Below are 267 nucleotides of genomic sequence, written 5' to 3' on the forward strand. Positions count from 1 at the left end.
CGGAACCTTCACAGCTTCCACTTTATTGATGACAAGCCTGAAACGTCCGCCCAAATCAATAAGGGAGACATTGACCGCAGGACCTGCAATTCCGTCAAACACGAGCCGCGCCGGATCATCCTTTGCACCCATTGACAGCGGATGGACTTCAATTCTCGGTTTGTGTTCGGCAATCGAAGGGCACACTTCAAGCATGTGGGAGCCGAGGATCATTTCATTGCCCGGTTCAAAATGGTACGTGTAATCCTCCATAAATGACGTTTCTTT

1 pseudogene is annotated in these 267 nt (G+C 49.4%); it reads right to left on the bottom strand.

Going from position 1 to position 267, the window contains the following annotated elements:
* Positions 1-252: pseudogene (locus tag CH339_RS25720) on the bottom strand (L-arabinose isomerase); the annotation flags it as partial.
* Positions 253-267: the final 15 nt, after the last annotated feature.

Source organism: Rhodobium orientis (assembly GCF_003258835.1).
Classification (GTDB): Bacteria; Pseudomonadota; Alphaproteobacteria; order Rhizobiales; family Rhodobiaceae; genus Rhodobium; species Rhodobium orientis.